At 57.8% G+C, this 21,137-nt stretch carries 18 protein-coding genes; 6 read left to right on the forward strand and 12 right to left on the reverse strand.

All coding sequences use genetic code 11. The features are described 5' to 3' along the window. On the reverse strand, positions 1-383 hold a 383-nt coding region (locus ACESNI_RS03040), incomplete at its 3' end, for a hypothetical protein (RefSeq protein ID WP_373084913.1). Positions 384-687: 304 nt separating this feature from the next. Further along, positions 688-1,476, reverse strand: coding sequence for a hypothetical protein (locus ACESNI_RS03045; protein ID WP_373084915.1), 789 nt, complete (start codon positions 1,474-1,476; stop codon positions 688-690). Between the two features lie 36 nt (positions 1,477-1,512). Between ACESNI_RS03045 and cas1 the strand changes: the two genes are divergently transcribed. The 4 genes from cas1 (at position 1,513) to ACESNI_RS03065 (ending at position 4,301) form a co-directional block, all read left to right on the forward strand. After that, positions 1,513-2,619: a CRISPR-associated endonuclease Cas1 gene (cas1, locus tag ACESNI_RS03050; protein WP_373084917.1), complete on the forward strand. Its 1,107-nt coding sequence runs from the start codon at positions 1,513-1,515 to the stop codon at positions 2,617-2,619. Next, positions 2,616-3,152, forward strand: coding sequence for a hypothetical protein (locus tag ACESNI_RS03055; protein WP_373084919.1), 537 nt, complete (start codon positions 2,616-2,618; stop codon positions 3,150-3,152). Before cas1 ends, ACESNI_RS03055 begins: the two co-directional genes overlap by 4 nt. A 54-nt stretch (positions 3,153-3,206) precedes the next feature. Next, a complete protein-coding gene (locus ACESNI_RS03060) occupies positions 3,207-3,938 on the forward strand; it encodes a hypothetical protein (protein ID WP_373084921.1) in 732 nt (243 codons plus the stop codon). Between the two features lie 90 nt (positions 3,939-4,028). Then, complete coding sequence (locus ACESNI_RS03065; protein ID WP_373084923.1) at positions 4,029-4,301, forward strand: hypothetical protein; 273 nt, start codon at positions 4,029-4,031, stop codon at positions 4,299-4,301. Between the two features lie 51 nt (positions 4,302-4,352). Here the strand turns inward: ACESNI_RS03065 and ACESNI_RS03070 are convergent, their stop codons facing one another. Then, entirely contained in the window at positions 4,353-5,066 is a 714-nt protein-coding gene (locus ACESNI_RS03070; RefSeq protein WP_373084925.1) for a hypothetical protein, read from the reverse strand. 820 nt (positions 5,067-5,886) lie between these two features. Next, entirely contained in the window at positions 5,887-6,564 is a 678-nt protein-coding gene (locus ACESNI_RS03075) for an alternative oxidase (RefSeq protein WP_373084927.1), read from the reverse strand. A gap of 496 nt (positions 6,565-7,060) precedes the next feature. Here ACESNI_RS03075 and ACESNI_RS03080 point away from each other — a divergent pair, with 496 nt between their 5' ends. Continuing rightward, the gene (locus tag ACESNI_RS03080; RefSeq protein WP_373084928.1) at positions 7,061-7,834 is read left to right on the forward strand and encodes a bacteriorhodopsin-like; all 774 of its coding nucleotides are present in this window, start codon (positions 7,061-7,063) and stop codon (positions 7,832-7,834) included. Positions 7,835-8,042: 208 nt separating this feature from the next. Then, entirely contained in the window at positions 8,043-10,277 is a 2,235-nt protein-coding gene (locus ACESNI_RS03085; protein WP_373084930.1) for a TonB-dependent receptor, read from the forward strand. Between the two features lie 385 nt (positions 10,278-10,662). Here the strand turns inward: ACESNI_RS03085 and ACESNI_RS03090 are convergent, their stop codons facing one another. The 8 genes from ACESNI_RS03090 to ACESNI_RS03125 all read right to left on the reverse strand — a co-directional run bounded on the left by ACESNI_RS03090 (position 10,663) and on the right by ACESNI_RS03125 (position 21,132). Then, positions 10,663-12,081, reverse strand: a complete 1,419-nt coding sequence (locus ACESNI_RS03090; RefSeq protein ID WP_373084932.1) for a sodium-dependent transporter — start codon at positions 12,079-12,081, stop codon at positions 10,663-10,665. Positions 12,082-12,164: 83 nt separating this feature from the next. After that, positions 12,165-13,370, reverse strand: a complete 1,206-nt coding sequence (gene rodA, locus ACESNI_RS03095) for a rod shape-determining protein RodA (protein ID WP_373084935.1) — start codon at positions 13,368-13,370, stop codon at positions 12,165-12,167. Further along, on the reverse strand, positions 13,367-15,298 hold the full coding sequence (mrdA, locus tag ACESNI_RS03100) for a penicillin-binding protein 2 (protein ID WP_373084937.1): 1,932 nt from the start codon (positions 15,296-15,298) through the stop codon (positions 13,367-13,369). Before mrdA ends, rodA begins: the two co-directional genes overlap by 4 nt. Then, complete coding sequence (locus ACESNI_RS03105; protein WP_373084939.1) at positions 15,295-15,846, reverse strand: hypothetical protein; 552 nt, start codon at positions 15,844-15,846, stop codon at positions 15,295-15,297. The genes mrdA and ACESNI_RS03105 overlap by 4 nt, the downstream gene beginning before the upstream one ends. Beyond that, positions 15,846-16,733: a rod shape-determining protein MreC gene (gene mreC, locus ACESNI_RS03110; protein ID WP_373084942.1), complete on the reverse strand. Its 888-nt coding sequence runs from the start codon at positions 16,731-16,733 to the stop codon at positions 15,846-15,848. The genes ACESNI_RS03105 and mreC overlap by 1 nt, the downstream gene beginning before the upstream one ends. A gap of 37 nt (positions 16,734-16,770) precedes the next feature. Continuing rightward, the gene (locus ACESNI_RS03115) at positions 16,771-17,811 is read right to left on the reverse strand and encodes a rod shape-determining protein (protein ID WP_373084944.1); all 1,041 of its coding nucleotides are present in this window, start codon (positions 17,809-17,811) and stop codon (positions 16,771-16,773) included. Positions 17,812-18,318: 507 nt separating this feature from the next. Further along, positions 18,319-18,744: a PH domain-containing protein gene (locus ACESNI_RS03120; protein ID WP_373084946.1), complete on the reverse strand. Its 426-nt coding sequence runs from the start codon at positions 18,742-18,744 to the stop codon at positions 18,319-18,321. Between the two features lie 57 nt (positions 18,745-18,801). After that, positions 18,802-21,132, reverse strand: coding sequence for an ATP-dependent helicase (locus ACESNI_RS03125; RefSeq protein WP_373084949.1), 2,331 nt, complete (start codon positions 21,130-21,132; stop codon positions 18,802-18,804). Positions 21,133-21,137: the final 5 nt, after the last annotated feature.

A 21,137-nucleotide genomic window follows, 5' to 3' on the forward strand; every position in this document is an offset into this window, starting at 1 on the left:
ATTTCGTGGAATTCGGGTTCGTCCTTCATCGCGTAGCGAAGCAGCGCGTTGGGATCGGTTTCGAAGGGATGGAACTTGCCGGAAATGTCGGTGACACCTTCGCCGACAAATGGCTCAAGGACTGACAGGTCCTGCGTGCGCACGAACTGGCCAATTCGGTTGTGATATTTGCCGACGCGGCTCGCATCATCGAAGCCGGGAACAGTGATCGCACTTATGTTTGTGTCCTTGATGATCGGGACGCGGCGCGGGCGGCTATCAGCAAGCGCCCACCGGCGACCCTGCTTTATGCCCATATCCTGCGAGACGATGAAGCGTCGCAGCCGTTCAGGCGAGACCCGCGCGTCCTTGGCCGAACGCGTCAGGCTCTCACCATTGTTCATGGCCAGGATCGCGGCTTCTATGCGCGCGTCTGATTTGACTGCGCTTGGCTTTGGCTTGAGTTGCGTCTCGGACGCTTTGGCGTGGCCGCGTGCCTGGGACCGGCTCAGCCCACGTGCTTTGCCGCGCGCTATGCGGCGGGCGTATTCTGCTTTGTGGTCGCGTTGGCGGGCCAAAAGAAGTCTCCTGTCATGCAGGCCCGCCTCATGACGGACCGATGCAACAGGATTGGCGTCCTATTTATTCTCTGTACAAAGCCTATAAAAACTATATTTCGATAGCCGGTTTGTAGGATAAATAGGAGCGCTAGATCTTCGTTTCTTTTCGATATTTTGTTTCGTATTTCTCGATAGTCTTCACTGAGAATCCGTCTGATCGAGTTGGATCGAGATCGTGGGCTTCCTTTATTCGTGCATAGTATTGTTTGCGCCGATCTTCTTTGGGGATGGCAGTCCACCAGTTAGTTTTTGCAGTCGCGAAGTGAGAAATGGCCGACGAAATCATGTCGCCTTTTGACGGGCGACCAGTACGATTTGTTTCAGCTACATTTGTCGGCAGACGACTCTCGCCTTCCATCGACGAAGGACTTTCTTTGCGAACATCGTCTGGAGCAGATCGAGACGACCTGTCCCCTGGGCGATCCCCGAGTTCTTGTCGAAAGTCGTGGCTGGGCCATTCTGCTTGGATGACGTCAATGTTGGCCTCAAATTCGAGACCGATATAAGTTTTTCCTAAAACCTCAATTCGGTCTTCACCCCAAAATGGTTGAAAGCCAGACAATCGCGTATTGAATAGCTCGCAGCTGATTTGCGTTTTCTTATTTTCGTTGTCCACAGCAGATATTTCGCAGCCGTAGACGCGAAAGAAACCGTCGGGAATATAAGAAAGAAATTGCTGCTTCAATCCGTGCTCGGTCTTATCCAGCAACCAAATGCGCTTTTCGGTTTCTTCTCGCGTTTCATCGCGTTTTCCCACGCGCAATTGCAAAAGCTTTCCGCGATGATTCGAACCTGGAACAATTAAATCGGCAAAAGTTTCCCACGCATTTTCGAACCTTTCACGCTTATTTATATCTATTTTCGGAATATATTTCATGTTAAAAAAAGCATACGTTTCAAGGGGCTAAATTAAGTGACAGCGACGGAAAAAGTTACATCCGATTTAGACGCCAAATGGGCTGACCGTTGCATTTACTGGAATAACTTATCCGAAGCCAATAAACCCAAAAGGATGCGCCGAGAAAGGCAATCACACCCGCTTATATTAACCGGGCATGGCCTTTCAATTACCGTAGATAAAAAGCGGCTCGTAATTAAAGACGGCAATACACATTACCCGTCAAAGCCAAAGGTCTGGGAGTTCTTCAAGGGTGATCTGGAGTTACCCCCTCGCATCGTAGTTATTGATGGCTCGGGCAATATAACGCTCGACGCGTTGGACTGGCTCGCGGATCAAGGCGTTCCATTGATACGGATAAAATTTGATGGCACCGGCACGACCGTAATGAGCCCTAGCGGATTTGCGGCCGATAGGAAAAAGGTTGCCTGGCAAAATGAAACACGGAACGATTCGGACAAGAAGCTAGCGTTCGCGATCAAGATCACGCGGCAGAAGCTGGAAGCCAGCATTGAAACATTGGAACAGTTTGTCCCGTCGTCCAGGCATCAGGAAAGAGCGGTAGAGGCAATACGTGACGATCTCGCCTTCATCGAGAGAGGCGACGCTGATACGCCTTCAAAGCTCTTGGGACAGGAAGGCAAGGCCGCGAGCTCGTATTGGCGAGCGTGGCAAGGTGTAGAAATCAATTGGAGAGCGACTGCACGTCATCCAGTCCCAGACGACTGGCGGACATACCTCTCACGCTCCTCAATTCTCACTGGCGTAAACCCGAAGAACAAGAACGCTTCGCATCCTATCAACGCGATGCTGAACTATGCGTATGCTGCACTGCTCACGAAAATGAAGATACAGGCGATTTGCGATGGCTATGATCCGATGATTGGAGTTCTTCACGACCAGAGGCACAAGGAAAAAGATCTGACGCCGTCTTTTGCGCTGGACTTGATGGAGCCTCAGCGGCCAGTTGTGGATCGGGTCATTCTGAAAGTGATTGCTGAAGAGACGTTTAGTGGTGCGGATTTTGATATTCAGAGCAATGGGGTGTGCAGATTGAATCCGGAGTTGGCTCGGACGTTGGCGCTATCGACGCTGAATATCGTTGGAGGTTCGCACCTGTGAAGTCGGACTTTCAAACGATCGTGCTTCCGGCCGTCCGAGAGTATTTCGAGGCCGAGGTTGAGCTCTCTAGAGCGAAACTTGACTGCGCCAACGATCTCGATTCTGTGCGAGAACAAGTTATTCGCCGAGCCAGAACAGCATCCATTGAGTTGCATCAACTAGCGGACGCTATTGGCCACGGAGACCTAAATGCGATTAAACTGATCCGAACGCAGGTCGAAAGCAAATGCACCTATCTTAGAACCACCGCTCTTCAAGCAGACATAGCTCTCCTGCGTGATGTGGCTGAAGCCTTTAAGCACCGCGAACTCAACCGTAGTAAAGTACGGGTTTCTTCACAAAAAGCAGTCGCGACGGTTTCATTGGGTTACGGTGCACTCCGATTTGGCGAGGGCAAATACGGTGGTGGTGAGCAAGTTATCGTCGAGCAGATCGACGGCTCCCAGCGAGCCTTGTCGAGCATTCTCCAGAACTGTGTCGACGCTTGGCGTCGATACTTCGCTCTCCCTCTACCCGAACTCAGCCACTTTTAGGCTACGATAGTATATTCTAGAAAATTGTATCGGCTGCCGGATTGGGAGTAATCCATGAAATTGTTTTTTGGAATTATTGCTGGAGTTCTTGCAACACTGGTGATTTTCGCTGTCATATGGGTCCCTATCTATCCACAATGGTTTGGATTTTCCTCTTCGGAACAGGTGGTGAATTGGAGTCAAGAAAGTTCCGTCTATTTGGCAACATTGATGGCGACTCTGACCTTTTTGGGCTTAATCGGACTCGGAATCACGATATTCGAAACTATTCAGGGAGCTAACGCCGCTCACCAACTATTGATGCTTGAGCGCACCCCATATCTTACGCTTAAACCAAGGGACGGTAGGTCGGCGACCTTGCGCGAGGGAGAAATCACCGAAGAAGCGGCTCTATGCTTCATTGAAAATACTGGACGGGGTGGGGCAGTAGTTACAGCCATTTATCGTGATTGGGTGAAATGGCCGGCTCAGGCCGCTCCACCTCCATTTGATCCGGATAATCTCGGTCCAAATCGTACAAAAACTCCCTACTCACTCTCAATTGGCGGCGAGAGCCGATCTGACAACATGAATTCCTTTGCACTTGATAAGACCAGTATGGCGGTCACTGCCGATGAATGGGTCTATTTCATGGGCTTCGTCGAATACCGAGACATCGCGAAACAGCAATCGTTCGTTTCTGGATTTTGTTATGTGTTGCGCGGGGACCAGCCCAAACTCGGCCTTCACGTTGCAGGCCCTCAACCCCAATCCGATAAATACTGGTACAATACCAAGACAAGCTAACCAATTAATCGAAACCTATAGCCCCTTCGAAGTCCCTCTCCGGATTGCGGCGGGCTTTTCTTATGCCCCAAATTCAGGCATGAAATCAGGATGGGACGGATTTTAGCTTTTCTCGCGGGATTGTTCTTGGTCGCCTACCCTGCCCTGACTGCCAAGGATTGGCGCGACATTGCCCTGGCGGTGCTGATCTCGGTGCCGTTCTGGCTGATGGCGTTCGTTCGCCGAGACAAGCGGGAGATCGCCGCCGAGCTTTCCCTACTGCCAGACGCCAAGCTGAGCGGTGCACCGGTGCGAATTTACCGGGAAGGGCCGGACGGCGAGATCTACCACGATATGTCAAAAGATCTCCAGGAAGTGACCTGATCCTCAAATAGTCCCACATCGGAATGGAGCGTCTCCGCGGACTGCTCGAATCTAAATTTCACCAAATTTGACAAGTGCAGAAAGTACGGCATGTCGGACTAGTGAGCACGCCTCGTCAAACGTTGCTGGACGACTCGGCTTATGCGCACGGGCATGTCTATGCCAATTTGCTGTCGTTCTTGCGTTCTTGAAATCGGCTCCCCCACCTTGGAGCAGTGCCTGCAATTTTTGTTCGCTACCCGCCAGTTTCTCAGCCATTTCTATGGCCTTGTACAAGTCGAACCAGTTATCGGCGCGTCCGACGAATGTGAGTAGATCTGCAACATCATCGTTTCTGATTGCGGACTGAATGTATCTTTGCGCTTCTGTGGGAGACGGCGGCCTCGGCGGTTTTGCTGTCCCGTCAAGGGTCGTCACCGTGGCCGAAGCGGTCAAGATTGTACCTCGTAGTCGACCGTGAGCTTCCCCAAAAACTGCGACAACTACTTCTCCGTCGTCCAAAACTTCAAGAATTTTTCCGCCTCGAACGTGTTCCACACCAGAAGTCAATGCCACAGCACCCTTCAGAAAATTGATCAAGATAGCAGCACGATCACGGACCTCTAGCGCCGTCTGCAACGTGTTGAACTCGCTGCTTCGAATGGCATAGTCGGCGTGGGGGCTTTTTCTTTCAATCCATGGATCGAAATCTGGGTTCAACGCTCGCGTGATTTGATCGAGGTCCACAGCTTCGCCAAGAATTTCGACTGCCCAGTAGCTGGCCATTATTCCAACCTTGAATTCGATCCGATACCTAGAGCTTGGCTCTTTAAGCCGACTGCATCTTCAATAGCTACGAAATTGATTAATCCCCGTCGTATGCGCCACAAGCACGCTTCATCCAGTCGAACAGTCACTGGCTTGCAGATGACCGTATCCTGCAAATTGCCCCTAGGCATTTATTATCTGACATCACTATACCCCCTCTCCCGGGAGGGAGGGGGTATAGTGATGTCCGGTAGAAAATATCCATGATCTCAATAATACAAAAACAAACATCAGCCCTCAGGAATCACTCTGTCAACAACCGCAGACTCCTGGGGGCCATCGGGCACATCCCACCGGCAGAAGCCGAGGCCAACTACTATGCCGCGCTGAAGGAAACCGCTATCGCTGCATGACCCCAACCAAATTGCCGCCGGGGTTACCGGGGCGGTTCAAAAGAGCATCGGTTCTGTGATGAACTACCAACGCATTCAGAGGCATTCCGCGCGGCCGTATCCGATTTGTCGGCTCTCTTCTCATGGTGGGATTCCAGAAAAGCGCAAGGTGCTACCGTGCAAGCGCTCGTGGACCTTCTTGCTCCGCAGCGCGAACAGCTTCTGATCTGAGATCCTCAAGTCCCTTCGTCATCTAGAGCGTCTGGCCTTTTTATAGACCGATGTTCTGTGTTGGGATGACCGAGTTGGAGAACGGGGAGGACATTGGTGGTGTTGGAATGCCTGTGTTCAGGCCTGACCAGATCCGCCCTCAATCAAGACCGAAGATTTCGATTTTCAAGCCCAATAGTCTCTAGGATGATTACCGAAGGCTAAAGCGACGCTTGTCAGGCCTTTTCCCCTGTACTGGCAAATGGCTGGCGTAAGCGTGTCGATGTTGTGAGCTCATCGGCAAAGCCATGGTTCACATCGCGGTGCTCCATTTCATCTGCTCGAACAGCGATGACGACGTCGCGCAACGTCGCGTCCGGTGAAAGCTTCCAATAGTCGATCGCAATCCGCGGCGCGAGCGGATTGGCGAGCTCGCCGGAATCGATGGCCGCAAGATAGTTGGTATAGCTGACAACGGCTTCCTCCTCAAAATATCCGACTAGCCTATGAGCCGTACGCGGAGCGAATAGGTAAAGTAAGAAAAAGGCATTGAAGAAGGCGCCCTGAGCGAAGATTATCAGCGCGCGCTCGAACCAGGATGGCTGCGCCACCGCGACGAAAGTCATCAGGTGCATCCGCTCATTCTCGGCCTCCGCAAGCAGGGTATGGATCCAGCCTCTGTCATCCTGCATCCGGCGCAGGCTTTTCAGGTGGTTCAGCATGCCGCCGACCATGCCTGGCACGGCAGCCACGGTTTCGAGCGTGACCGCTCGGTGGCCATAGCGTTTGCGAAAGAAGAGGTCGGCAAACAGTCTTGGGCCTTTGGTGAGGCCGAGTGCAATCTGGTCAGACAGATCGCGCGGTGTCCTGTGGATTGCTTCGGTGCGGGTTTCGGAAGTTTGGATGCGGGCCATTGGGGTGTCCTTCCTATAGGAAGTGGGATGTCGTTGACCGGGCGCAAAGCGGCAGGGCGCCGCAGCCGGTCGGGTCGAAAGCTGCACATACATGCAGTTCGACCCGCGCGAGGTGTCGGGCTGTTGGCACTGCGACATCAGCTAGCTAAAAATGGAGGTTAGCGCAGCCAGTCTGTGGTGATCGGTTGGGGGAAAGTGGGCCTAGCACCGAGTTTGGCCCTTAGTCGTTATTCGCCAACCATCCTCGGAGCGAGAGACGAACGCCACATTGCAGAAGAACCCAGAATTCTAAAGCGCCCAAAACAACACCCCGGCGTTTGGCTGCATCACGTCAGAACGGGGCTTATGGTTACCAGGTCGCCCTGGTTTAACTCGGACTTGACGTGCCTTCCGAGCGGCGCGCGTAACGTTCTGCGACGTAATGTCGCACGCCTGCTAGTTGAAGGTTACATGATTGATCTACCTCCTTCTGTGTCCTTAGAGGAGGGATCAAGCAATGGAAAATCTATCTGTTGGCCAATATGATTTGGTCTACAATGCATTCTCGTTCGGTTTTGCGACCCTGGCAGCTGCCACAATCTTTTTCTGGCTTGGCAGGAGTCAGGTCACAGCACGCTACAAAACCGCCCTGACGATAACGGGCCTCGTCACATTCATCGCGGCCTATCACTATTTTCGTATTTTCGAGAGCTGGTCTGATGCGTATGTGTATGTAGATGGTACTATTCAGGCAACAGGAACGCCGTTTAATGATGCCTATCGATACGTTGACTGGCTTCTGACGGTGCCATTGCTGCTGATCGAGCTAATTCTCGTAATGGGGCTCAGCCGTTCGGAAACGCTCTCGCGCGGAACCAGACTGGGTGTCCTGGCGGCGTTGATGATCGCCCTCGGCTACCCAGGTGAGATAGCCTCAGCCACGAGCGGTCGCTGGCTCTGGGGTGGGCTGGCGATGATCCCGTTCCTTTGGATCATCTATGAATTGTTCGTCGGTCTGTCCAAGTCCATTGAGGGCCAGCCGGAGGATTCCCGCGGCCTGATCAAGATGGCAAGAAATGTAACCGTCGCTAGCTGGGCATTTTATCCGGTTGTTTATTTTGCTGGAGCAATCGGACTTGGCGATGCATCGTCTGATGTCATTATCCAGGTCGGCTATACGATTGCCGATATCATTGCCAAGGCTGGATTCGGCATTCTGATCTTCCTGATTGCGGTTCGTAAGAGCCATTATGAACAGGAAAATGAGACGCTGACCGTCCCAATTAAATAGTAAACAGGACCGCCTCCATATATGGGGGCGGTCCTTTTTTTGCTGTACGGAGCAGTGTGTCACGAGACCTGGTATCAGGGTCTTGCTATTCCATGACCAAAATTGTTCCTCACTTTGACCGATGCAACGCTGCACCCCTTGAAAATAATACGGACCAAATTCCGGACCGAAAAGTTCCGGATCTTTCATCCGAAACGTGAGTAACATAATGATCAAGCCATTTGCAGTTCTAACCGCCGTTCTGGGATGCAGCTTGTCCTCTGCCTATTCGCAGGAAAGAGCCCCCGAGCCAACAAGGTTCGATACAATCACTGTGACCGCAGACCGGTTTGCAAGCCGCGACAGCCTCAAAGCCGTTAGCGTCGATACGATCAATGCCGACAAACTATCGAGAGTTTCGATAGTGCGGGCAAGCGATCTGTCGGCCCTCTCTGCGGCCCTTACACAACGATCGATCTTCGGAAGTTCTGCCCCTCAATTCTTTGTCCGGGGTATCGGATCGAACGACATTAATCCAAGCGCGAATCCCGGTATAGCGATCTACCAGGATGAGGCTTTCATCGCCTCTCCGCTGGGACAAAATCTAGACCTGTTCGATATTGTCTCGGTATCCGTTTTGAAAGGCCCGCAGGGAACCCTGTTTGGACGCAACGCGACCGGGGGTGCGATCATAACTGAAACTCAGGGCCCGGGCGAAAATGCTAGCGGTTACGCCCAGGTCAGTCTCGGAGAGCTAAATTTTAAGGGGGTCGAGGCGGCATATGATTTCGGCCGCTACGGGCCGCTCGCGCTGCGCATCTCCGGTATGTCGCGGAATTCCAATGGCTTTACGCGCAATACCACAACAGGTGACCGCGTAAACGGCCTTGACGAATGGGGCGTTCGACTGCGTGGTGATCTTCAGCTTTCCGGTCCCTGGGCCGCTGACATAACCGTCGGCTGGCTCGCCGACAGATCAGACATGACAGCGCATCAGGGGCTCGGACTTTTCGCCCCGGAAAGCCTGGCCCTCGGTAGTGCGCCGCAGCTGTGCGATCCATCGCGCATATCGACCGGAACCTGCGTCAATATACTGGGCTATGGGTATTCTTCCGACCCATATGAAGGCGCGTATGATCGACCGACCCAGGAGATGCTAGACGTCGGGCATGGCTCACTTGTGATCTCCCGCGACGGGCCTGTCCGGTTCAAGTCTGTCACTACCTTTAGAATGGCCGACCGGGAAATATTTGAGGATACTGATGCCAGCCCCCTTTCAATAGCCAACCTCGATTTTCTGAACCAGAGCGAGGCCGTGACGCAGGAATTCAATCTCAAGGGGCGTGTCGGCGACGTCTCGTGGACGTCAGGCCTATTCTTTCTCGACGAGCAGCTTGAAACAACCAATCGCTATGACAATCTCGGTGCCCTGCGCGCAGTCGGCGTCCCGTTCTCTCCGGTCGACTTTTTCCTTGGGCCATTTCGCCTGCAGCAGGATTATGTCCAGGAGGTTCAGTCAACGGCTCTGTATGGCGAGATGGATTGGCGGGCGACTGACGCGCTGACGCTGACGGCGGGTCTGCGATACACCGTGGAGCAAACCGATTTCAGGACGCAAACGGACTTCAGAGAGGCCCTGCCTGACACAACGCTATCCCCGCAACGCGCCGATAGTGTCGAGGATGATGCCCTATCCTGGCGGCTTGCTGGTTCATGGGCGTTTGACGCCGGTAGCAGTGTCTTCGTCTCGGCCAGTCGCGGCTTTCGATCAAGCAGTTTCAATGGCGGCGCACTCTTTCCATTCGATACACTCGGGCCCGTGCAACCAGAGAAAGTAACCGCACTTGAAATCGGCATGTCGAAGAATTGGGGGCGTTCCCTGAGCGCCAGTGTCTCGGCGTTTAATTATAAATATGATGGGTTGCAGGATTTCACCTTCAGGCCAACACCTCCGCCAACGCGCCAGGTGCTCGACAGCGCCGATGCAGAAATCAATGGGGTTGAGGCAAGCTTAGCCTGGACAGATGACGGCGGGCTCTCATTTGATGCTGGTCTCGTGCTGCTGGATGCGCATTATACTGATTTTATCGACGCAAACGGGATTGATCGGGCGGGCGCTCGCCTAACCGCTGCCCCTGAAATGGCCCTTCGCCTATCCGGTCAGAAACGATGGGCACTTAATCCATCCCTTTCTCTTACGTTCTCGATTGATGCCGATCACCGCTCGAACATATTTTTCGATAGTTCAAACAGTGCTCTTCTCTCCTCGCCCCAGCGCACCCTGTTTGATGCCCGCCTCGTGCTTGCGCAGAACAGCAAAGGGTGGGCGCTCGCGCTGGAAGGATCAAACCTCACCGATGAGACCGTCCTGGTTGACGCATTGAACATCGCTGAATACGGCCTGATCCAGCAGACTTACAATACGCCAAGGCAAGTCTTTGTGTCGGTGCGCAAGTCGTTTTGATGCCGGGAAAGAGACATCATAAGCGTCCTTTTTTTGCCCCAAACCGGACCCTCGCAAGTTTGAACCCACCGTCGCATTGCGGCAGATTCTGTTGAAGACAGCAGGGCCAGGCGATGTCGTTGTAAAGTTGAAATGACAAAATTAGTGATTACAAGGACAACGAATAGATTGCATACGGATTACTTGACCGATTTTACTGTTTTGGGACTTTTTTCAACAGTACCAGCGGGTTCCTGCCGGTCACTCAATCTATGTGCAATGACAGAAATTGGTATTTTGGAGGCCGCTAATTTTTTCTGCTGGACATCACTAAGCCCCCTCTCCCCGTAGGGAGAGGGGGCTTAGACGGTGGGGGTCTGGGGGGTGGTGAGGGGGTGGTAAGTCCCTATTCCGCCTTTGGCAGGACCATGTTCGGGCCGAGCAGCTTGGTCAGCAGGCCAGGCAGCGGCACATTGTAGGTGTCCTGGATCTTGTCCATGAAACCGAAGACCAGGATGATCGCGATGAAGGGCGGCACGAACCAGCGCATCAGGAATCGCCAGGCATTCATGATCATGCCTTCGCCCAGTTCCGAGGTCAGCATGTCGCGGCTGAGGATCCAGCCGGCGAACGTGGCCGTCAGCAAGCCCCCGAGTGGCAGGAGCAGGCCTTCAGTCATGAAGTCCATGAAGTCGAGATATTCGAGCGAGAAGACGTAAGCCGCACCGATCATGAACATCGAGAAACCGATGCCGAGCGCGGCGCCGAAGCGCGTGACGCCCTGGCGTTCCTCAAGCCATGAGACGCTGACCTCCATAAGCGAAATCGACGATGTGAAGGCCGCGAAAAGCGCGAGCGCAAAGAAGACCGATGCGAAGATTTCCCCACCCGGGATGGCACCGAACGCGACCGGCATCGAGACGAAGAACAGGCTGGGCCCGCCGGCCGGATCAAGCCCGGCAGCGAACACGATCGGGAAGATGGCGAAGCCCGCGATCATCGCGACCAGCGTGTCAGACCCGGCGACGATCAGCGAGGAGCGCGGGATGTTGGTGTCTTTCGACAGGTAGGCCCCGTAGGTGACCATCAGGCCGACACCGACACCAATCGAGAAGAAGGCCTGGCCGATGGCGGCGAGGAACGTGCCGAAGCCGACATCTTCCCATTTCGGTTCAAGGATGAAGGAGGCGGCGCGGGCCGTGTCGCCATTCATCACCGCAAACCCGACGACGATGACAAGCATCACGAAGAAGGCCGGCATCAGGATCGTCGAAGCGCGCTCGATCCCGCCTTTGACCCCGCGCCCGACCACGAAAACATTTGCGCCAATGAAACAGGCCAGGAGGAAGAGAATATACCATTTCGAGCGAAGCGGATGTTCCCCCTGCCCGATCATGTCATTGAAGTTCTGGCCGGACGCTGCTGCATCCATGCCGGAATAGCCGCCAAAGGACTGGATGAAAAAGGCCAGGAGCCACGCCGAGATCACGACATAAAATGTGCTAATGAAGAAGGCTGTCAGCGTGCCGATCCAGGTCGCGATGCCCCAGTTCTGGCTCTTGCTTTCGGCGCGGGCGAGCGACTGGAAGCCTTCAATGGCCGACATGCCGGATTTCCGGCCCATGGCATATTCCGCCATCAGGAGCGGCAGGCCGATCAGGAGGACGCAGAACAGGTAGATCATGATGAAGGCGCCACCGCCCTCTTCGCCTGCGGTATAGGGAAACCGCCAGAAATTTCCGAGACCGACCGACGAGCCAATGGCCGCCATGATGAATCCGAAACGCGAACTCCACGTATCTGTCTTGCGACCAATGCCAGCCATATGTTCCCTCTCCCCGGGGTAGATATTTTCGCGCGACCCTAGCGTTCGCGGCATAAAAATCAATTCTGGGTTCTGCTAGCGGGTCAGATGGGCCCCGTCGAGGACAGTTTTTCATCCCTGTGCATGTGCGCCGCCAGGATGAGGCCGAAGCAGGCCATGGTCGTGAGCATGGCTGTGCCGCCATAGGATATCAGCGGCAGGGGCATGCCGACGACCGGCAGGAGGCCGATGACCATGCCGACGTTGAACACGATATAGAACGCAACCGTCGCCGCTGCGCCGGCCGAGGCGAGGCGCCCGAACCAGCTCTGCGACTGGGATGCGGAATAGAAGGCCCAGCCCAGAATCACCGCGAAACCGAGCAGGAGTGTCGTCGTGCCGAGGAAGCCGAATTCCTCGCCTATCACGGTGAGGATAAAGTCGGTATGCTGTTCGGGCACATAGTCCTGCTGGGACTGGATGCCCTGGAGCCAGCCCTTGCCGTTGAAGCCGCCACCGCCGATGGCGATCAGGCCCTGTTCGATCTGGTAGCTCTCGCCCAGCGCATTGGTCGACTCGCCTGACATCTGGGCGAGGAACGTATCGACGCGTTCGCGCTGATAGTCGGCCAGCACGAAATAGATGCCCGGCACGGCGGCGATACCGGCAATCACACCGAACAGGATGACGCGCAGCGACAGGCCCGCGAGGAAGATCACCACGCAGCCCGATGCGACCAGCGCAAGCGTGGTGCCGAAATCGGGCTGCTTGAAGATCAGCGCGGCCGGAATCAACATGATGACGAGCGCACCGATATGGATGAGGATTCGCCCGGATGTCGGCGTAATGACGCGGTCATAATACCAGGCCAGCGCCATGGTCGTGGCGAGCTTGGCGAATTCCGACGGCTGGACTGCGACCGGGCCGATTTGCAGCCAGCGCTGCGCGCCGCCACCGGACACACCCATCACTTCAACAAGGATGAGCAAGACAATGGTGAAGGCGTAGGCCGGGATGGCCAGGGTGCGCCAGAGCGACAAAGGCAGCAGGGCCAGAACCAGCATCAAGACAAAGCTCATGCCGAAACGCGTCAGTTGCAGGTACCAGAGATTGGACTCACCCGGATTGGTGTGCGCCGAAGAATACAGCATCGCGACGCCGGTGAGCGCCAGGGCAGCGATCAAAAGGATGAAGCCCCAGGGCAGTTTCGCAAGCTTGCCGAGCGCCCCCACATTCTCGAACGAGAGCGACCGGGCCGTGCGCGTGCGGGCTTCGCCGCGACTGAAACCGGTATAACCTTCGCGGCTCATGTCGGCTCTCCTGCCCCGGCCGGCGTGATCGATGCCGTCTTGCCGTAGACCGGCTTGCGGCGGCTATCATTCTTGAGGGCGAAATGGAGGATGTCGCGTGCCAGAGGCGCGGCGGTCGATGAGCCGCCTTCGCCATGCTCGACGACCACGGCGATGGCGTATTTCGGATCATCAGCCGGTGCATAGGCGACGAAAAGGGCATGGTCGCGCAATTCGCGTTCGATATTGACGCCCTTGCGGATACCCTTGTCGCGTTCGGCTTTGGTGATGCGGCGGACCTGGGCGGTGCCGGTCTTGCCGGCGAGGCGCGGCCCGCCAAGGCCAAGGTCGCCCGAACGATAGGCCGTGCCCCCGGCTTCGGACGTAACGCCAAACATGCCGGCCTTCATGCGCTGCATGATCTCGGCATCAAGCGGCGCGTCGAGCACGCCGTCGCCATCCGACTTGGGGCCAACGCCAACCAGTTTCGGTTTGAAGCTGCGGCCCTCATTGGCGATGCGCGCCGTCATCAGGGCAAGTTGCAACGGGGTGACGCCAAGCTGGCCCTGGCCGATGCCGAAGTTCAGCGTCTCGCCCTCATACCAGGGCTCGTCCATGACCCGTTGTTTCCACTCGGGATCGGGCACGAGGCCGCCGCGCGCGCCGGTCATGCCGAGCGTCCAGGCTTCCCCGAAGCCGAACTTGCGGGCGGTGGCCGCGATCTGTTCAACGCCCGTGCGCCGGGCTGTCTCGTAGAAATAGACGTCGCACGAGTGCTTGATGCCATTGTGCATGTCCATCGAGCCGTGGCCGTCCTTTTTCCAGCAGTGCCAGGTACGGTTGCCGAAATGATAGTAGCCGTTGCAATTCACACGGTCGGTCGGCTTGACGGCGCCGGATTCGAGCGCGGCCGTTGCCACCACCATCTTGAAGGTCGAGCCGGGCGGATAAACGCCGCCATGGGCGCGGGGATAGAGGGGCGAGCGCGGATTGTCGCGCAGTTCGGCATAGGCAGTGCCCGAAATACCGTTGACGAAATCATTGGGATCGAAGGCCGGCGTGGAGACCATGGCCAGCACGTCGCCGGTTTCAATATCGAGCACGACAGCCGCGCCGCTCTCGTCGCCGAAGCGCTCGATGGCGGCGCGTTGCAGCTCGGAATCGATGGTGACGTAGAGGTCCTTGCCCGATACGGGTGCGAACTTCTCGTCGGGAATTTCTTCGATCACGCGGCCATGGGCATTGGTGACCAGTTTGCGGAAGCCCGGCTTGCCGCGCAGCCATTCCTCAGCAAAGCGCTCCATGCCCTGGCGACCGGTGCGCATGTCGGGATGGCGGAACAGTTTCTCGAGGCGTTTGGCTTCGTCTTCCACCATGCCGGACGACAGGCGGGTGAGATCGTCCTGGCTGGCGCGGGCCACATAGCCCAGGACGTGGGCAAGATCGCGCCCGCGCGGATAGGACCGGGTCAGCGCCATCTCGACCTGAATGCCGGGGATCTCAGCCGCATGGACGTTCATGCAGGCAAAGTCTTCATAGGTCAGTTCATTGGCGACGATCACCGGCACGAACCCGGCATTGCGCCGCCGGCTGGCCGTGATTTCGCGCGTGATCTTCTCGATCCGGTCATCCGGCAGGTCGATCAGGGCAGCAATCTGGGCGAGTGTCCCGGCCGGATCATGCGTCTGCTCCGGCACGATCGACACGCGCCCGGCCCGCCGGTGAGACGCCAGCGGCTTGCCGAACCGGTCGAGGATACGTCCGCGTTGCGGCGGCGCCAGAGCGAGCTTGATATGGTTATCTTCGGCTGCCGCCTGGTATTTCTCGCGCTCAAGCACCTGGAGCTGGAAAAGACGTGCGACCAGACCGGCCCAGACGACACCGCCTGCCCCCGCCGCAAGGACCATGCGGCGGCTGAAATCATCCTCGATGCTGCGCTTGGACTTCATGTCGTTTGACCCACAGGCTGGCCGGGCGCGCGGCCAAGGTCGAACATCTTGTGCACAATCGCGTAGATAACGCCTGTCGTCAGGAAGGCGGCCACCAGCGGGGTGGCACGCACGGCATGGTCCTCGAGCGCGCTGGCCATCAGCCAGAGAACAAGGAAGCCCGAGATGAATTGCAGGACCGGCGCGATCACGGCGACGAGCGGCTCATGCATGACATCGAACATGGAGGCGATCCAGGCGCTGAACCCGTAGACGACGAGATTGACGATCACGAAGCAGCCGAGCGGCGCGTTGAAGCTGATGTCCTGGATCAGGCCGAAGATGATGAGGAACACCATGGGCCGCAGGGACAGGCCGACACGGCCCCAGCCGACGGCGCCCCAGAGCGCGGCATAGGGCCAGGCGATGGACAGGCCGAACAGGGTTTTCGGCGTCAGGCCGAGCAGGCCGATCGCGGCAATGGCGAAGGCACCGAACAGGAGGCGGGGCGTGGGGCCGGTTTGCGACCAGAGGCTCTTGCTGGGACGACCGGACTTGCGGCGGGCCATTACTGGCGCACCCCCTGGGCAGCGCTGGCCTGGGCCGGACCGCCTGTTGCGTCCGCCGCGGGGATATCTTCAACCGGGGCCGGCGTCTCGATCAGCGGCGGCGGCACCATCTGGACATAGCCGCCCGACCGGTTGGCCATTCCGAATTTGACGCGCCAGTCGCCGCCGAGGAGACGGGCCTCGCCAACGACCAGACCGCGCGGGAAGGCCCCGCCTTCGGCGGAGGTGAGAATGCGTTCGCCCTCGATGAATCCGCTGCGCTCGGGCAGGTCGGTCAGGCTGCCGAGGCCGTCGCGGCCCCCAAACAGGATCGCACGGACTCCGCTGACTTCGCCCATGACCGGAATGCGGCTGTTGAAGTCGGTGATCAGGAGGATGCGCGAGGAATATTCGCCGAGCTGGATGACGCGACCGACAAGGCCGCCTTCATTGAGCGCGATAGCGCCGGGGTCAACGCCCTGCGCCCGACCGGCATTGGCTAGCAGGGTCTGCGCGAAGGGGCCGTCGCTCTCGGCGGTGACGCGGGCGGTGACGCCGCGCACAGGGGGTTCGCCCATCAGGTTGAGAATGTTTTCGTAGGCCTCGAGGCGTTCGGCCATCGAGATGGCCGCCGCCTTGTAGCGCGACAGTTCGCGCACTTCGGATTCAAGGTCGCGGATACGGCGTTCGCGCGCCGCCTGGCCGCTGATGCGGGCCCAGAGGCTGATGCTGTCGCTGCCGCCAAGCTGGTCGCCGGCGGCGGTGCGCACGGGGTCGAACACGTGACGGATCTGCGGGGCGGACTGGGCCACAACGAGGGCGGCGGCGCCGAAAATGAAGACAAAGAGAATCAGACGCTTTGCAGAGCGTTTGCCTGGTTTCTGACCTGAGCGGCTTAGGCGCGCCATTCGCCCTGTTTCCTTGCCGTTTTTTCGGCCTGTTCCCCTAGACTTCCGGAGACAGGACCGTTTTCATTTTGGAGTAGTTTTCTAGCACATATCCGCAACCGTTCACGACGCATTTCAGCGGATCGTCTGCAATCATCACAGGCAATTGTGCCTGCTCGCGTATGACCGTGTCGAGGTTGCGAAGCAGTGCGCCGCCGCCCGTGAGCACGATGCCGCGATCGACGATATCGGCGGCCAATTCCGGTGGCATGGCCTCCAGCGCGATCTTCACGGCGTCGACAATGTCTGTGACCGGCTCGCGCAGGGCTTCGGCAATCATCGCCTCGGTGATCTCGGTCTCCTTGGGAACGCCGTCCAGCGTGCCGCGGCCGCGGACCGTCAGGGACATGCCCTCGCCGTTTTCCGGCGCCATGGCCGTGCCGATCTCTTTCTTGATGCGTTCAGCCGACATTTCGCCGATCAGGATTTTCTGCTCGCGGCGAAGATAATTGACGATCGCTTGGTCCATCTTGTCGCCGCCGACGCGCACGGAGCGCGAATAGACGATGCCGCCGAGCGACAGGACGGCCACTTCTGAGGTGCCACCGCCGATATCGACGACCATCGAGCCGGCAGGCTCGTCAATCGGCAGGCCGGCACCAATGGCAGCGGCCATGGGCTCTTCGATCAGTTCAACCTGGCGGGCACCGGCGGCAAGGGCCGACTGGTGGATGGCGCGGCGCTCGACGCTGGTCGCGGAGCTGGGCACGCAGATAATGATGAGGGGCGAGACGAAGGCGCGGCGATTGTGCACTTTGCGGATGAAGTGCTTGATCATTTCCTCGGCGACTTCGAAGTCGGCGATGACGCCATCACGCATCGGGCGGATGGCTTCCATGTTCACCGGCGTCTTGCCGAGCATGTTCTTAGCCTGCTCGCCGACCGCATAGACGATCTTGCGGCCGCCCTGGGTCATGTAGGCAACGACCGAAGGCTCGTCGAGCTTGACGCCCTGCCCCTTCACATAAACCAGTGTGTTTGCCGTGCCGAGGTCGATGGCCATGTCTGTGGACAACATGCCGAGGAGGCTACCAATCATGACGTCTACGCGCTCTTTCTGATGCGTAACGGACCTGCGATCCGCTACAATTGTGCAATTTCATACACAGCCCCTATACATCATGTGCCGTTAACACCCATTTAATGCAAGGTACGGTCGGCACATAAACGGAACGTTGCGTACACCCATTGAAAATCAACGGTATTCATTGGAGTTTACCATCAGAACTGCTGTCGCTACTGGTGCATAACGGAACGGATCGTTCCGAAAAGGTAAACAGATTCCGGGTGCTTGTTAACGCATTCGGCTTTTTCGATGATCAAACGCACCGTTCCGAATTCTGACCAAAACAAAAAAAGCGGAAAAACCGCTTATGCCGGGCCGATGAGCGGCACATGAACGGGCCGTTCTGCCTCGGTTCGGCGACGGTCTTCCATACAGGTGAGGCAGCACCGCTCTGGCCCAGAAGGCGCACCTTCAAACCCATCACCCGCCGACGGCTTGATCCCTCCTCCCCTGGCAAGCCCCAGCCGGTACTGCTCTTCTTCAGACGGGGCCTTCCGACGGTGTGGACTGTTTCGTGCGTTCTGCGTGCGCGCGAAACGTTGCCGGATTGGCCATGACCGGAAACACGATATGGGTCTCGCCCCGGCCATTGATCGACAGGTGTCCGAACCCGAAAATGCGCCCGAACACGCCCTGCCGGATCGAACTGCCTTCGATGGAATCGAGCGTGATCTCCTGCACATCGGCAGAAAACAGGCCCTTCTTGAGCACCACCCGCCGGTCAGTGACGGCAAATTCTGTCGTGCGCAGCCGAATCTGCTCTGCAATGAAGAATACGATGCCGAAAATCACGATGCCGAGCACGATCAGGGCGAGCCAGGCGCGGAAGTGGGAAAGCCAGTGGAACTGGCCCTGATAGCGGAGAGTTTCCCGTTCATAGAGCCGCTTTTCGATGTAGCCTGCCATGATCTGCCGCCATCCCCCTTGGCCATCCAAGGCCGAACGGGCTGGCAGGTCAAGCAATCAGGCGGCGATGACGAATGTCGCGATGACCTTCTTGCGGCCGGTCTTGTCGAAATCCACGGTCAGCTTGTTGCCCTCGGAAAAAGCTACTTTGCCGTAGCCGAACTTGTCGTGGAAGACGCGGTTGCCGGCCTTGTGCGTGTCCGGTCCGCCGGATGTGGCGGTGAGGGGACCGGCGTCGGACGGGGGCCGCGAGGGGGTGCGCGAAGCGTTCTCCTGCAGGCGCTTCCAGCCCGGGCTGTCATAGGACGAGCGCGCGCCAAGGTCTTCCATCGAGCCCGAAAACGCCTCTTCACCGCCCGGCATACCGGAAAAGCCGGTCTCGCTCATGGCATCAACATGTTCGTGGGGCAGTTCATCGACGAAACGGCTCGGCATGACGCTTTGCCAGCGGCCATAAATCTGTCGATTGGCGACGAAGGAAATATAGGCGCGGGCCCGGGCGCGGGTGATACCGACATAGGCGAGGCGGCGTTCCTCTTCGAGGCCTTTCAGGCCGCTTTCGTCAAGACTGCGGCGCGACGGGAAGACTTCCTCCTCCCAGCCCGGCAGGAAGACCATCGGCCATTCGAGCCCTTTGGCGCCGTGCAGCGTAAGGATCTGGACCTGATCCTCCCCTGTTCCGCCGCTGGACGCATCCATCACCAGCTGCACGTGTTCGAGGAAGCCGGCGAGCGTGTCGAACTCGCCCATGGCGCGGACCAGTTCCTTCAGGTTGTCGAGCCGGGTCTGGGCCTGCGGGCTGCGATCCTTCTGCAGCATGTCGGTATAGCCCGACTCTTCGAGGATGACTTCGGCCAGTTCGGTATGCGGCAGGCCGTTCGCCAGCTTGTCGCGCCACATGTTGATATGGTCGATGAACTGGGTGAGGCCGCGCTTGGCGCCGCCTTTGATCTCGTCGGTCTGCAGCACCATGGGCGTCAGCGTGTAGAGGCTGCGCCCGTCGGCGCGGGCATAGGCCTGCAGCTTGGCCAGCGTCGTGTTGCCGACGCCGCGCTTGGGCTCGTTGACCACGCGCTCAAAGGCGAGGTCGTCATCCGGCGAGCGGATCAGGCGGAGATAGGCCATGGCATCGCGGATCTCGGCGCGCTCGAAGAAGCGCGGGCCGCCGATCACGCGGTAAGGGATGCCCAGCATGATGAAGCGTTCCTCGAAGGCCCGCATCTGCCAAGAGGCCCGCACCAGCACAGCACAATCGTCATGCTTGCCGCCGCCCCGTACCCAGCTTTCGATATCATCGGCGATCAGGCGGCTTTCCGCCTCTCCGTCCCACAGACCGCGCACCTTGACCTTTTCGGCATCGACCGTGTCAGACGGGCTGTCATCGCCGACATAGAGTGTCTTGCCCAGACGGCCCCGGTTATGGCTGATGACGCTGGAAGCGGCCGCGAGGATGTGCCGGGTCGAACGGTAATTGCGCTCGAGCCGGATGACCTTGGCGCCCGCGAAATCCTTCTCGAAGCGCAGGATATTGTCGACCTCGGCACCGCGCCAGCCATAGATCGACTGGTCGTCATCGCCGACGCAGCAGATATTGTGGCTGCCCTGGGCCAGCATGCGCAGCCAGAGATACTGGGCGACGTTCGTATCCTGGTACTCATCGACGAGGATGTATTTGAAGCGCGCGTGATAATCCTTCAGGACATCAGGGTTCTCGCGAAACAAGGTGATGTTGTGCACGAGCAGGTCGCCGAAGTCGCAGGCATTCAGCACTTTCAGCCGGTTTTGGTAGATCTCGTAGCACTTTATGCCCCTGCCATCGGCAAACAGGTGGGCATCCTCAGACGGCACGCGGTCTGGCGTGAGCGCGCGGTTCTTCCAGCCGTCGATGAGGCTGGCCAGGAAACGCGGCGTCCAGCGCTTCGGGTCGATATTCTCGGCCTGGATGATCTGCTTGCAGAGGCGGACCTGGTCGTCGGTATCGAGGATGGTGAAGCTGGACTTCAGACCGACCAGTTCGGCATGCTGGCGCAGGATCTGCGCGCTGATCGCGTGGAACGTGCCGAGCCAGCGCAGGCCCTCGCCATCCGGGCCGATCAGTTTCAGCGCACGTTCGCGCATTTCGCGGGCGGCCTTGTTGGTGAAGGTGACCGTCAGGGTCTGGCTGGGCCAGGCTTTCTTGGTGCCAATTATGTGGGCGAGGCGCGTGGTTAGCACGCGCGTCTTGCCGGTACCGGCGCCGGCCAGAACGAGTAATGGCCCGTCAGTGTGCAGCACGGCCTCGCGCTGTTCGGGATTCAGGCCCGCAAGGTAAGCAGCTTCGCCCGCCGCAGCAGGTGGACGCGCGGCAGCCATCTGGCTGATCGAAAGGCGATTCGGATCGGAACTCATGGAGA

Source organism: Sneathiella sp. (assembly GCF_041689005.1).
Taxonomy (GTDB): Bacteria; Pseudomonadota; Alphaproteobacteria; order Sneathiellales; family Sneathiellaceae; genus Sneathiella.

Excerpts from the sequence above, each read along its gene's own strand:
- ACESNI_RS03125 (WP_373084949.1), bottom strand. The coding sequence starts at position 21,132 with ATGAGTTCCGATCCGAATCGCCTTTCGATCAGCCAGATGGCTGCCGCG.
- mreC (WP_373084942.1), bottom strand. The coding sequence starts at position 16,733 with ATGGCGCGCCTAAGCCGCTCAGGTCAGAAACCAGGCAAACGCTCTGCA.
- mrdA (WP_373084937.1), bottom strand. The coding sequence starts at position 15,298 with ATGAAGTCCAAGCGCAGCATCGAGGATGATTTCAGCCGCCGCATGGTC.
- ACESNI_RS03105 (WP_373084939.1), bottom strand. The coding sequence starts at position 15,846 with ATGGCCCGCCGCAAGTCCGGTCGTCCCAGCAAGAGCCTCTGGTCGCAA.
- ACESNI_RS03115 (WP_373084944.1), bottom strand. The coding sequence starts at position 17,811 with ATGATTGGTAGCCTCCTCGGCATGTTGTCCACAGACATGGCCATCGAC.
- ACESNI_RS03075 (WP_373084927.1), bottom strand. The coding sequence starts at position 6,564 with ATGGCCCGCATCCAAACTTCCGAAACCCGCACCGAAGCAATCCACAGG.
- ACESNI_RS03090 (WP_373084932.1), bottom strand. The coding sequence starts at position 12,081 with ATGGCTGGCATTGGTCGCAAGACAGATACGTGGAGTTCGCGTTTCGGA.
- ACESNI_RS03120 (WP_373084946.1), bottom strand. The coding sequence starts at position 18,744 with ATGGCAGGCTACATCGAAAAGCGGCTCTATGAACGGGAAACTCTCCGC.
- ACESNI_RS03045 (WP_373084915.1), bottom strand. The coding sequence starts at position 1,476 with ATGAAATATATTCCGAAAATAGATATAAATAAGCGTGAAAGGTTCGAA.
- ACESNI_RS03070 (WP_373084925.1), bottom strand. The coding sequence starts at position 5,066 with ATGGCCAGCTACTGGGCAGTCGAAATTCTTGGCGAAGCTGTGGACCTC.
- ACESNI_RS03085 (WP_373084930.1), top strand. The coding sequence starts at position 8,043 with ATGATCAAGCCATTTGCAGTTCTAACCGCCGTTCTGGGATGCAGCTTG.
- ACESNI_RS03065 (WP_373084923.1), top strand. The coding sequence starts at position 4,029 with ATGGGACGGATTTTAGCTTTTCTCGCGGGATTGTTCTTGGTCGCCTAC.
- ACESNI_RS03060 (WP_373084921.1), top strand. The coding sequence starts at position 3,207 with ATGAAATTGTTTTTTGGAATTATTGCTGGAGTTCTTGCAACACTGGTG.
- rodA (WP_373084935.1), bottom strand. The coding sequence starts at position 13,370 with ATGAGCCGCGAAGGTTATACCGGTTTCAGTCGCGGCGAAGCCCGCACG.
- ACESNI_RS03080 (WP_373084928.1), top strand. The coding sequence starts at position 7,061 with ATGGAAAATCTATCTGTTGGCCAATATGATTTGGTCTACAATGCATTC.